The sequence below is a fragment of the Microcoleus sp. S1D4 genome (genome assembly GCF_036700765.1).
Classification (GTDB): Bacteria; Cyanobacteriota; Cyanobacteriia; order Cyanobacteriales; family Microcoleaceae; genus Microcoleus.
Genome location: NZ_JAUBPP010000005.1, coordinates 208,494 through 221,181, shown reverse-complemented (window position 1 = coordinate 221,181; position 12,688 = coordinate 208,494). Strand labels below are relative to the sequence as shown.

At 47.3% G+C, this 12,688-nt stretch carries 8 protein-coding genes; 3 read left to right on the top strand and 5 right to left on the bottom strand.

The genetic code is table 11. The annotated features are described in order from the left end of the window. Positions 1-8: 8 nt before the first annotated feature. Positions 9-3,647, bottom strand: a complete 3,639-nt coding sequence (locus QT998_RS08000) for a CHAT domain-containing protein (protein WP_333093069.1) — start codon at positions 3,645-3,647, stop codon at positions 9-11. A gap of 478 nt (positions 3,648-4,125) precedes the next feature. Next, positions 4,126-5,397, bottom strand: coding sequence for an aspartate aminotransferase family protein (locus tag QT998_RS07995; protein ID WP_333093068.1), 1,272 nt, complete (start codon positions 5,395-5,397; stop codon positions 4,126-4,128). A gap of 220 nt (positions 5,398-5,617) precedes the next feature. On the opposite strand from QT998_RS07995, the gene QT998_RS07990 reads away from it, so the two are divergent. Next, on the top strand, positions 5,618-6,886 hold the full coding sequence (locus QT998_RS07990) for a ribulose bisphosphate carboxylase small subunit (RefSeq protein ID WP_333118612.1): 1,269 nt from the start codon (positions 5,618-5,620) through the stop codon (positions 6,884-6,886). 401 nt (positions 6,887-7,287) lie between these two features. Here QT998_RS07990 and QT998_RS07985 read toward each other — a convergent pair whose 3' ends face one another. Together QT998_RS07985 and QT998_RS07980 are read right to left on the bottom strand one after the other, a co-directional pair. After that, positions 7,288-7,875, bottom strand: coding sequence for a hypothetical protein (locus tag QT998_RS07985; RefSeq protein ID WP_333118609.1), 588 nt, complete (start codon positions 7,873-7,875; stop codon positions 7,288-7,290). A 241-nt stretch (positions 7,876-8,116) separates the two neighbouring features. After that, on the bottom strand, positions 8,117-8,506 hold the full coding sequence (locus QT998_RS07980) for a DUF1830 domain-containing protein (RefSeq protein ID WP_194013036.1): 390 nt from the start codon (positions 8,504-8,506) through the stop codon (positions 8,117-8,119). Between the two features lie 464 nt (positions 8,507-8,970). Between QT998_RS07980 and QT998_RS07975 the strand changes: the two genes are divergently transcribed. Then, positions 8,971-10,542 carry a photosystem II high light acclimation radical SAM protein gene (locus QT998_RS07975; RefSeq protein WP_333118608.1) on the top strand — a complete coding sequence of 524 codons (1,572 nt, stop codon included), beginning with the start codon at positions 8,971-8,973 and terminating at the stop codon, positions 10,540-10,542. A gap of 809 nt (positions 10,543-11,351) precedes the next feature. Next, on the top strand, positions 11,352-11,801 hold the full coding sequence (locus QT998_RS07970; protein ID WP_333093063.1) for a hypothetical protein: 450 nt from the start codon (positions 11,352-11,354) through the stop codon (positions 11,799-11,801). A 129-nt stretch (positions 11,802-11,930) separates the two neighbouring features. Here the strand turns inward: QT998_RS07970 and QT998_RS07965 are convergent, their stop codons facing one another. Further along, positions 11,931-12,326 carry a pre-16S rRNA-processing nuclease YqgF gene (locus QT998_RS07965; protein ID WP_333093062.1) on the bottom strand — a complete coding sequence of 132 codons (396 nt, stop codon included), beginning with the start codon at positions 12,324-12,326 and terminating at the stop codon, positions 11,931-11,933. Positions 12,327-12,688: the final 362 nt, after the last annotated feature.

Genomic DNA, 12,688 nt, shown 5'->3' with positions numbered 1-12,688 from the left:
ACAACTGACTAAACTCCAGCAGCCGTAAAAGCAGCCCAGTGATAGGGATTAGCAAAAGGACAGGGTTTGCGGTTGCGAATTTGCTGCAGAGATCCCTCTGCAATCAGGCGAGAACTTTGGGAAAGCCGATCGAACGTTTGCGAAATTTGAGGTTGAAAATCCGCCAGCAACACCTCCAATTCCTCGCTAGTCAAATCCCGCAGCCACCTTTGAGCGTCAATCAGCGCCATCGCCACATCCCCCACCTGCAACCGAGGAAACCGCCCCAGATTTTCATAAAACTTGCTTGTCAGCAGCAGCGTCGAAATATCGTTCACCGTCCACAGACTGCTGACCGCACTAGACGTACCAGCATACAACAAACCCGCCGACAAACCGACAAAATCTTCACCGGCGCTAGGGAAACCGCCGGCAATTTCGCAAGCCGATAAAGTAACTAAAAAGTATTGCCGAAAATCCAAATTAAAAATTTCTTCCAAACTCAGAGAATCATTCCTCAACAACACAGCAGATTTCATCGATTCCGCCAAATTTAGCACACTCAAACAAGCAAAGTGAGCACATTTTTTCTGCTGCAACTGCCCTGTTTTTTGGGAAAAAGCCTGTTGAATAGCCGGCTTTTGACGCAAAATTTCTGCACTGGAAAAATGTTCGGAAATAGTGCCGATTTCCAGGTTGCTGTAGAGTGAACTTCTGGTGAAAGTAGGAACTGCTAAAAGGTGCTGCAAACGCGGTCTGTACCGGCCAATAGCTACGCCGCGCGCGCTTTGTCTCAACCGCAATAACTCGCAGCTAGGAGCATAGCGAATTCCTCCAGCAAATCGATCGATCAAATAACCAGCAGCCTCTGAAACATCGCCAAAATTCGAACTTCGAGCAAAAACATCAGAACTGCTGTGCGCCTCCCCCTCAAAACCGCTGCTCGAATTCCACCCTGATTTGAAAATTCCCCCGCCCTCCTCAAGCCCCTCTGTCACCCCCAGAGGCAAAGCGTGGAGCGGTAAAGCGTGCAAAAATCGGTGCGGCACAAAAATTAGCCGATCGCAATTTTGGGGAATCAGCGCCACCAGTCGATCGATTTCCAGCAGCGCGGCCAAGCGTTTGAGCCGAGCCGGGAGATGATTGATCCAGCGACCTTTTTGCTCAGAATAAGCGCTGAGGTACTCCCTGGCCCAACTTTCGACAGCCAAAGCATTTTCCGGCGAACACAGGTGAACGGCGGGATATTGCACGTCAGCAACCACCACAAAAGCCACCAGCAAATCCTCAAAACTCGCCCACACCACAGCAGCGGAATTAGCATCAGGCAACAATTGGCGAATTTGCTCGAAAGCGATGGGTTCAACCTTGTGAGCTAAGCTGAAAAAAGGGTCGTTTGCCTGCACCGATCGAGCAATCAACCCATCAAACTGCCGCCACAATTGATTTAAGTTGATAAAATCCGAACTCGGCAGCAGAGAACCGCTGTTCAAACTAGCGCTGTCGCCCTCAGAAATTAAGGTAGCGCTCGACTCTGCCTCTGACTGTTCTTCGTGTCGCTGTGCCCTGGCTATTTCCAGTTGCAGCGATTTCAACGAGCCAAGCACCTCGGCAGAAAAGTCTCCTTTGGGAGTCAGATCGCATTTCAGCAGCAGTTCTACCAAATTCCGATTTTTGTGGCGTTCGGCATATTCCAAAGCCTTAGCGCGATAGGCGGGTTGGGTGTTGCCGAGTTCCAGACAAACTTGTACCAGCCCTTTATAGAGTCCAGTCGAGATGCTGGCTAATTTGACTTTTGCCGTACCGATCCGATCGCCCAAATCCACCGCATCAAGCCCAGCTTCAGGGCGCAATAATTCCACAGTATCGACAGCAGCAGCAAACACGCTGCAGGCGCGAAGCAACTCGCCGCGAACTCGGTAAGCTTGACCCAAATAAAAGACAATTTGCAGCCAGTGGTGGGGATAGGTTTCGCGAGTGTAGACTTGGCAAGCAGCGAGATAGCAGCCGATCGCGCGATCGAGGTGAGACAAGTTTTCCCCCTCCGTCAGTTTCGCAAAAGCCCGCCCAAGATCGATTTGCAGCATCGCCCAGCGTTCGGGGGCTGCCTGTTTGGTGTATACTCTCGCCGCATTTTGATAGCAGGCGATCGCGCTTTTGAGGTTACGGTTTTTTTCCCCTTTCAGGTGTTGGCTGAAAGCGCGGCCGAGATTGGTACACAGCATGGCCCAGCGTTCGGGAGTTTTGGGACGGTTGCAAAAGAGCAAAGCATTTTGATAGCAGGCGATCGCAATTTCGATATTTTCGGCTTTGTCCCCTTTCACCCGCATGGTGTAGATTCTGCCGAGGTAAGTTTGGATCGAAGCCCAGAGTTCGGGAAATTTGATGCGGGTGTAGACTTGTAGAGCATTTTGAAAACACGAGATCGCCATTTCCAGATTTTCCACCGGATCGCCTTTAGCGCGATCGATAAACACCCGGCCTAAATTCTTTTGAGTCGTCGCCCACTGCTGCGGAAAAGCTTCCTTAGTCCGCACTTGCAAAGCTCTCTGATAGCACGTTACCGCGTATTCGAGATTTTCGGCTCGGTTGCCCCGCAGTTGCTCGCAGTAAGCATTTGCCAAATTATTTTGAGTCGTGGCCCAGCGGCGGGGAAACACCTTGCGGTTGTAGACTTGCAAAGCATTGTGGTAGCAAGCGACTGCCAGTTCTAGATTTTGGGCTTTGTCGCCCTGCAGCCTGCGGGTGTAAGCGCGGCCGAGATTGTTTTGAGTGCTCGCCCAATCTACCCCGAAAGCTTCGCGGGTGCGAACTTTTAGGGCGTTTTGATAGCAGGCGATCGCCTGTTCTAAATTTTCTGCCGGATCTCCCCGGAGGCGATCGCTGTAAGCGCTTCCCAGATTGTTTTGCAGCGTCGCCCACTGGGATGGGTACTCTTCGGGAGTCTGCACTTCTAGGGCATTGACAAAGCAAGCGATCGCCAGTTCGATATTTTGAGCCTTATCGCCTTTCGGGCGATCGCTGTAAGCGTTGCCCAGATTATTTTGCATTGCCGCCCACTCTTGGGGAAAATCTTTGCGGGTAAAAACCTTAGCAACAGTTTCGTAACCTGCTATTTCGATTTCCAGGTTATTAGCCTTGGTGCCGAGAGGAAACCGCCCAATTTTGTTACTCAGATTGCCGATCAGGGCTGCCATGCGCCTAGTCTCGGATTGATTGGCAGCGGGTAGTACCAAAAGTGCCCAGCAGCGCAACAATTCTGCGAAATTATGGTCTAGTTTGTCTAAATGATTTCTCAGCAGCGAGTACAAATGCTGCGAGTCAGCGCTGCCCGCCACTGCTTGCAAAGCTTCTGCTAAAAAAATTAGATATGCTACCCCGGTTTGAGGATTGCCATTTGCAGATTCTAAGGGTGCGATCGCCCTTTGGAAAAATTTGGCAGCTTTGAGCAAACTGTCTGGCGTCAGTGCCGGCACTTCCAAGTAAAGCGTTTGCACGAACCCAAAGTCGATCGACTTTGAGTTGGTCTTCAAAATCAAATCTATTCCTGAGTCTACAGGATTTTCCAGCAGCGCTTGGAGCATATTCACATCAGTTTTGCGACGCTGTTCGTCCATCGTGCATTCCGCCGAACTATTAACCATACGATCGCTGCTTCTGTGCAGCAATTAAATCAGTTCCCGGTTTAAATTTCAATTCCCAATCGGAGGTAGGAGTCGCCGAGGGGAATTAAAGAAACCTGGTTTTTCCACCATACACATCGCTACAACCTATTCGCCCAAAAAAAACAGGTTTTCGGCCAAGTTTAAAACTTGATAAACCCGCCCCCACAGACTTGCAGCGGGGCGGGTTTATTTTTACCATGATAAATTTTAGACTTAAAAACCTGATTGCTTGGAAGCTATAACAATCCTCAAAGATTTGTGGGACTACTCGTTACCAGTTCGAGCGAAAGCAGGGCAGATCCGGAAGCGAGCATCTGAGTTTTGCATTTATTGGTTTACTCCCTTTACTCGTTTACTCGTTACCTGGCTCTGCTTGGTAACGCAGATAGGCGAGGCTCTACCTCCTTTTTTCGCAACCGAGGCACTTCCTATGGACATCGGTTCCCAGACAGAGCCAGGGAACCAGTTAAACTGAGTCGATTTAGTGTACCGCTTGAGAGTGCAGCGCCGTCTCCACCGCCTGCAAAGCCCGATCGACTTCTGCAGCAGAGACAATCAGAGGCGGCACAAACCTCAGCACTTTCGGGCCAGCGGGAACCAACAACACACCAGCAGCGATCGCCGATTTAACAATATCAGCCGATGTAAGTTCGATGTCAGCCTGCAATTCCAGCCCCACAATCAAACCCCAGCCGCGCACTTCGGCAATTAAATGCGGATATTCGGCCGCCAACTTGTTGAGGCCTGCTTTCAACTGTTCCCCGCGCTGCTGCACGTTTTCCAGAATGTTTTCCCGTTCTAAAGTTTCGCACACGCACAAAGCGACAGCGCAAACAAAAGGATTTCCGCCAAAAGTGCTGGCGTGACTTCCCGGTTCAAATACATCGCAGAAAGATTTGCACAGCATCGCGCCGATCGGGATACCGCCGCCCAACCCCTTCGCCGACGTAAAGATATCCGGTTCAATCCCCAGGTTTTCGTAGCCCCAATATTTGCCGCTGCGCCCCATCCCGACTTGCACTTCATCGAGAATCAGCAAAATGCCTTTTTCGTCGCAAATTTCGCGAATCCGCTGGAAGTAGGCGATATCTCCGGGGCGAACTCCCCCTTCACCTTGCAGCGCTTCCAGCATAATTGCTGCTACTTGACGTTCGTCTTTGTCTAGTTCTGCGATCGCCAGTTCGATCGCACTAATATCGTTATAAGGCACATAGTGAAATCCCGGAACCAACGGACTAAAACCCTTCTGATATTTAGGCTGTCCCGTCGCCGTAATTGTCGCCAAAGTCCGCCCGTGGAAACTAGCAACGGCGGTAATTATTGTCGGATTCGAGATATTTAATTTTTCGTGGCCGTACTTGCGCGCCAGTTTAATAGCCGCTTCATTAGCTTCAGCGCCGGAGTTGCAAAAGAAAGCTCTGTCCGCGCAAGAATGGTCTACAAGCCACTTCGCCAGCTCGCCCTGTACGGGGATGTAATAAAGGTTAGAAACGTGGTGTAAGGTCTGTATTTGCTTCGTTACCGCTGCAATCATCGCCGGATGGGCGTGTCCCAGAGTGCAGGTAGCAATACCCGCCACAAAATCCAGATATTCGCGGCCCTCGGTATCCCAAACGCGACAGCCCTGGCCCCGTTCTAGGGCGATCGCAAAACGCCCGTAAGTAGTCATTACATAGCTGTCGAAGCTTTCAGAACTGAACAAACTCGCTTCGGCTTGGACGCTTGGTTCTTTTAGTAAGGTTTCAGGACTCACGAACGGCTCCTTAACAGATAATATCTAGACCTCGATTGTACGGCAAAAATCCAGCTTCGCGGTGCAGCCTGTTACTTTTGTCATAAAATCATAACAGTAAGTAACCGCGCCCAATTAATTACACAAAGACTCTTGACGCTGTAAGGCTTTCAGGATGTATGCAATTGTGATTAATTTTGCCGGATTATTTAACAGCAATCAATCCCTCACAAATCTACTGATGAGTTATTATATTTCTCCTAGCTTTCTCGATCGAGTTGCAGTACACATCACTAAAAACTTTTTAAATTTGCCGGGGATAAGAGTTCCCTTAATTTTGGGAATTCACGGCCGCAAAGGAGAAGGCAAAACTTTTCAAACCGAACTGGTTTTTCGGCGGATGGGCTTTGAACCCGTGATGATATCTGGTGGAGAATTAGAAAGTCCAGATGCGGGAGATCCGGCGCGTTTAATTCGCTTGCGTTACCGGGAAGCTGCGGAGCAAATTCGGGTGCGGGGCCAGATGTGCGCCATTTTTATTAACGATTTGGATGCCGGTGCTGGCAGGTTCGATACTACTACTCAATATACCGTCAATACTCAGATGGTCAATGCCACTCTGATGAATATTGCCGACAATCCAACTAACGTGCAGTTACCGGGAAGTTATGACAGCACGCCACTGCACCGAGTACCGATTATTGTCACCGGAAATGACTTTTCAACGCTCTACGCGCCGCTGATTCGCGACGGACGGATGGAAAAGTTTTATTGGGAACCCAGCCACGATGATAAAATTGGGATTGTCGGCGGAATTTTTGATTCGGACAAATTGTCAAAAACCGAAATTGTCGCTTTGGTAGATAATTTTCCCGATCAGTCGATCGACTTTTTTAGCGCTTTGCGATCGCGCATTTACGACGAACAAGTCCGCAAATTCATTCACCAAATTGGAATCGAGCGAGTTTCCAAACGTTTGGTAAATACTACAGAAGCACCGCCCGATTTCCACAACCCAGATTTCAGCCTCGCTCGTTTATTAGAAATGGGCGGTTTGATGGTGGGTCAACAAAAGCGGATTCAGGAAATGCGCTTAGTGGATGAATACAACCAATCGCGACTGTTCAACGTTCAAGGAACCGCCAATGTTCCTGCAGCCGCGCCAACGCAAAATCAATTGAGCGATCCTAATTCCAAATATTATAAAGCTTACGTAGAGCCAACTTCTGCCGTGAGTAACGGTCAAGGGCGGCTGAGTTCCGAGGTGTTGGAACAAGTGCAACAATTGTTAGCACAGGGCAGCAAAATCGGCATGGAATATGCAGACACTCGCCGATTTAAGACTGGTTCTTGGCATAGTTGCACGATAATTCAAAACGGAAAAGAAAAAGATGTAATTGCATCTTTAGAAACTTGTTTGGCGGAACACGGCGGCGAATACGTGCGGCTGATTGGTATCGATCCAAAAGTCAAGCGGCGGGTAGTTGAAACAATTATTCAACGGCCATAATAGGGCGCACAATACCCATTGCGAAAATTCCAATAACGATCGCCTTTGGGTAGTGTCGCACCAGTAATATCAAATCCTGTCTTCATCGGAATAGTAAATTCAGGCGTTGACTGTTAACTGTTGACTGTTGACTGTTAACCGTTAACTGTTATCCCTCGTTATATCGTTGACCGTTGCATCGTCAGGTGATTTAACCGGCGCTAGAACACAGAGTACACAGAGTCCGAGAATATATATCTGAATCATTCCGATGAAGAGAGGATTTGATATTACCAGGAAGAGCCTGGTAATGTAGATTCGGAGGCTCTACCTCCTTCTATCTCGCAACTTACAGGAGAGAGGACTTTAGGAAGTGCTTAAGTTATTAAGTTTTCGAGCCTAAACAGACAATACAGATAATATTACAAATTGCTTTGAAGCCCGATCGCAGTTACAATCGTCCACGCATCCACCAACAACAGCAACAGCGTGCATCCCAGCAAAATTAGATACATCCAAGGCTGCGATAAAGGGCGAATATCCCTCGTATCAATACCGGTTTTTGCTTCCACCAAACCGACTAATTTATTAAATCCAGCCACCCGCATCGGTAGCAGATAACCTTCACCCCCATGACTCAGAAAATAGTAAACCAAGCCTCCTTGACCGGTCGATCGAGGTTTGAGAGCCTTCACCTCAGTCCAAGGTAGCGACCAACCCCTGCGAAACACGCGCGGAAACCACTTCGGATAGGTAACTTCAATCCCCTCCTCACTGAGAATTACCCGTTCGCCGAGCACGCCGTAGAGGCCTGCTGCGCCGACAATAATTGCCGCCCAGAGTGCGATCGGAGGAATTGGTGCTTTCGTGACTTCCGACAAAAACGGTAAGGGAATTGTGAGGGCTGCGTATAAGCTCAACAGGGTGATTCTAATCAGGGGAGAAAGTCGGAATACTGCTGGCTCAAATGCTGGGGCGGAAGATGGAGAAAATGCGGATTCGGCTGACATAACTGAAATGAAAGAAGCTGTTTAATGCTATTGTTGCACAGTTGTCGATCCCGCGAACAAAACTCAAGAAAATCTCAAATGTCAGACAATATTTGCTGTTTTGAGTTGCGATTTAAAATTCATTTCAAAAATTGTTATTTTTAAGTGTTGAGTTTTTATTTACCGCTTTGCAGAAGTTGGAATCTTGAGTGCGGAGTTATCAATTAACTGACAATTTATAACTCAAAACTCACAACTTCCATTAATCGACGGCGGTTAGGGCGGGTACTGTCAAAGGTTCTGAAATTTCTCTGGCCTTTGGGCGGCCGGGGGTTGCTGCGCGATCGCCCTGAACTTCCCCTCGCGATCTGCTAGGATTGACGTTTGAATAGGGGCCTTCGTTAATCTGCAAGCGATCGCAAGGAATGGTGTCCGATAAAATTGCACTCGCCATCATCCCGGTGTGAATTTCCAATGCTGCGGCGGACATCGCTTCAAACACTAAACGCTGTCCAGGAAAAACCACTCGTTCAAAATACCAGTTAGGAATGTTGGAGATGCGAGCAATCTGAATCAGACTGGTGGCGTTGACGTAGCAGCACAGAATCTTGCTGTCGGTGTCTGAGGGTAGTGGGTCAAGAATTTGAGCCATAACTGCTGAGGGAGCCTTACCTAAAAGTTTTAGTTATCTTCTCAGGCTAACACTAGGCGATCCCGCCTACTGTAAAGCCGACTACCAACTCCAAGGATTTTAGATTTTAGATTGGGGAATGACTTACTGAATCTGGATTGGGAGCTTGCCTGCAGTTGCATTTTTTGCCTTAAAGCGTGTCAATAACATACCAGAGACCGATCGCCCTAAAATTTCTATTTACCCAGAAAAATACCTAATTGTTGACTCTCATCGGCAATTTTCCGTCAAAATCCGCTGTATTTGCTTACATATTCGCTTTTTTCGGCTGCTGTCACCGACCGAAACTCGCAAACTCAGCCTTAAACCGCTCGGCCAAATTTTCAAATATTTAATATTAAATTGCCAAAATTAGAGAGATTGTAAAGTTATATTAAAAGAATATAAACATAGATCGAAAAGTCGCAGTTTAGGATATAGCAATCATGGAAAACCGAGTTCTGTACGTTCGCCTCCCTTGTAATCCGATTTTCCCGATCGGAGTAGTGTACCTTTCCGATAGCGTACACAAGATGTTTCCCGATGTCCAACAGCGCATTTTTGACCTAGGCGCAGTACCGCCCCTCGACTACGCTAAAGGTTTGGATGCGATCGTCGATGAGTTTCAACCAACGCTGTTAGTTTTCTCTTGGCGGGACATTCAAATTTACGCGCCCGTGGGCGGTAGGGGCGGGAATCCCTTACAAAATGCCTTCGAGTTTTACTACGCCAAAAATCCGCTGACAAAATTCCGGGGAGCACTCGGAGGATTGCGTTTGGCCGCGTCTTACTACACCGAACTGTGGCGCAATCTGGGACTAATTAAGCGCGGATTGAAGCGGGCCCGGAAATACCGCCCGGAAGCCCGCGCAGTGGTCGGTGGCGGTGCTGTGAGCGTGTTTTACGAGCAGTTGGGGCGCAGTTTGCCGGCGGGGACTGTGGTTTCGGTGGGCGAAGGCGAAGCTTTGCTGGAGAAGTTGATTAAAGGCGAAGATTTGGCGCAGGAAAGATGTTATGTAGTAGGAGAAACTGTGCCGCGCGATCGGCTAATTCACGAAAAGCCAGCCAACATCGAGAAAACCGCCTGCGATTACAACTACATCGAAACCATTTGGCCGGAATTTTCCTATTATTTACAGGATATGGACTTCTACCTCGGAGTCCAAACTAAGCGCGGCTGTCCCCACAATTGCTGTTACTGCATTTATACGGTGATTGAAGGAAAACAAGTGCGGATCAATCCGGCCGATGAGGTGGTGGCGGAGATGCAGCAATTGTACGATCGAGGTATCCGCAATTTCTGGTTTACCGACGCTCAATTTATCCCGGCGCGCAAATTCATCGACGATGCGATCGAATTATTGCAAAAAATCATCGCCTCCGGTATGACAGACATCCACTGGGCTGCTTACATCCGTGCGGACAATCTCACACCAGAATTGTGCGATTTGATGGTAAAAACGGGGATGAACTACTTTGAAATCGGCATCACCAGCGGTTCCCAGGAACTGGTTAGGAAAATGCGAATGGGCTACAACTTGCGAGTAGTTTTGGAAAATTGCCGCGATTTAAAAGCAGCCGGTTACAACGATGTAGTTTCCGTCAATTACTCATTTAACGTGATTGACGAAACCTTTGAAACCATCCGACAAACAATTGCCTATCACCGAGAATTAGAGCGCATTTTCGGAGTCGATAAAGTAGAACCAGCGATTTTCTTTATCGGATTGCAGCCGCACACAATTTTAGAAGAATACGCCTTTAAAAAGGATATTCTCAAACCGGATTATGACCCGATGAGTTTGATGCCTTGGAATGCCCGCAAGTTGCTGTGGAATCCCGAACCTTTGGGCTCATTTTTCGGGCAAGTTTGTTTAGAAGCTTGGCAGCGAAATTCCAATGATTTCGGCCGTGAAGTGATGGCAATTCTGGAGGAAAAACTCGGCTGTGCGGATTTGGAAGCAGCTTTGACTGCGCCAGTGGAAGTCAAAGACAAACAGTTAGCAGCAGTGAACTAACTATAGCAATCCTAAGTGATTTACTCGTTCTACTCGTTACCAGGCTCTGCCTGGTAACGCAGATCCGGAGGCTCTGCCTCCATTTTCGCAGGAGGCTCTTCAAAAGTGACATCGATTCCTAGGCTCTTAGTCTCTCAACCAGTTATTGAAAATGATTTAGGATTGCTATACCAGGTTCGCAGTCAGGAAAACCGTCCTTTAAAAAAAGGGGAAATGGGAGGAAAGATGTCTCTTCTGTTTCCCTATTTATTATTCAATAAATAGGTAAGGATCGAAAAATTAATAACTTAAACACCTCCTACAGTCTTCTCTCCTGTAAGTTGTTAGAAAGAAGGAGGCAGAGCCTCCGGATCTGCATTACCAGGCAGAGCCTGGTAACGAGCAAAACGAGCAAACGAGCAAGTCTTAGCCCCCCCTTAATAAGGGGGGGTTGGGGGGGTAATATCTAGCGCTACTTTATGAAATTAGTGTAACAGAGTCAGTTCGCGATCGCATGGGGGCGAGAAACCCGGTTTCTACGAAAATAAAAAGTTTAGTAACGAGAAATATATGAAGAAACCGGGTTTCTGAGATTTGCGCGCACAAGTCATAAGATCGTAAAACTGTTATAAATGCCAGCGCTTGTTTCCCTTCGATCGCATTGACATACTTTATGTATTCTCACTGATCTAGGGTTGGCAGCGTACACCTTACTTAAACCTAGAGTATACCGTGTTTTCTGCAAACTCCACCTCTAACATTAAATATTATTAATATCAAACAAGTATCGCTTAAGATGTAATTATATAGTTAAAACTCGGAGTGACAAGATGTTTTATCAAGATAGAGTTAAGGGCATTAAAGAAGTAGGTCTAGTTATAGCTGGCCTTAGCGCGATTCCCTTCGGGATAGCTTCGCTTCACGGCATTTTGACTCCCCCAGCAGAAGCAACAGCACTAAATCAACCCGGATCTTCCAGTTTACCGCATTCTCGATCGTTCCAAATTGCTCAAGTTGAGGGATGTCCCAAGGCCGAAATGGTGCAATCTTTCGCAACGGCTAACTTTTCTATATACATTTGCAAAACCCAGGAAGGCGCTATTTTTTACCGAGGGCTCAGCAAAATAAATGGTAGCCAAATCAATGTCATGCAAGTAACTACAAGTGACGACGGCACTTATGAAGCGACTAACGGCAATATTATCTATTCGATCAATCCCGATCGCCTGCAAGTGCGGCAGAATGGTAAGCTAATCTTGACTGAAGCTGTCATCAAGTAACACGAACTGTTATTCAACGATCGGATAAATTTAGGGTGTATTTGATTCACTTAAAAAAATCAAGACAAGCAAAAACCTATTGATTCCTTAATAATCAAAGAGAATCAGTGGTAACGGTTATACAATTGACTAATTTTTGTTCAAATATCTCTCAATTAGGACGATCGCCACTATATCATCTACAGGCCGCGGCGGAGTCCGCATTCCCTGCGGAATCAAGCGAGAAAGTCCCGTAGGAGGGTACATTTCCCAGTAACGATCCTTCGCTTCTAAGCTGCTGAATCTCTCGTCAACCCGAACAATTTCGATCTCCGGCGACAAACTCTGCGTTAGTTTTTGTTTCCAACTCTTAGAAGTCGTTTGATCTCCGAGTACCAATAACTCAACGGGAAACTGTTCGCACAGAGATTGAATAGTAGATATGGCTGATTCTGACGGTACTACTTGATGGTAGCAGATGTTTCTGTCTCTACCCATGACGGCGATGCCGCACTTGTCTTTACCCGGATCGAAACCTAAAATCATATTTATTACTTCTATATTAATAAGTTGGTAGTTGCGCTGTTGTAGTCGAGGAAACCCAATCGCCAACCTATATCTAATCTGACACTTGCATTTTTGAATGTCTCAAAATCTTTTTGGGCGATCGCACTTATTTTGCTTGACTTTTTTGCAGGATTGACATATTATATCATCATGGGAATCCGTGGGGTCATATAATGTCTAAAATCAGAAACCGGGTTTTTGCCACAATCTTTGCTTCCCCGTTTTAATTTATCGAAAAAACCCGGTTTCTTTCACCTCCGCGCAAAAATCAGAAACCGGGTTTTTGCCACAATCTTTGCTTCCCCGTTTTAATTTATCGAAAAAACCCGGTTTCTTTCACC

Coding starts and splice junctions, on each gene's coding strand:
- QT998_RS07990 (WP_333118612.1), top strand. CDS start 5,618: ATGAGTTATTATATTTCTCCTAGCTTTCTCGATCGAGTTGCAGTACAC.
- QT998_RS07985 (WP_333118609.1), bottom strand. CDS start 7,875: ATGTCAGCCGAATCCGCATTTTCTCCATCTTCCGCCCCAGCATTTGAG.
- QT998_RS07980 (WP_194013036.1), bottom strand. CDS start 8,506: ATGGCTCAAATTCTTGACCCACTACCCTCAGACACCGACAGCAAGATT.
- QT998_RS07975 (WP_333118608.1), top strand. CDS start 8,971: ATGGAAAACCGAGTTCTGTACGTTCGCCTCCCTTGTAATCCGATTTTC.
- QT998_RS07970 (WP_333093063.1), top strand. CDS start 11,352: ATGTTTTATCAAGATAGAGTTAAGGGCATTAAAGAAGTAGGTCTAGTT.
- QT998_RS07965 (WP_333093062.1), bottom strand. CDS start 12,326: ATGATTTTAGGTTTCGATCCGGGTAAAGACAAGTGCGGCATCGCCGTC.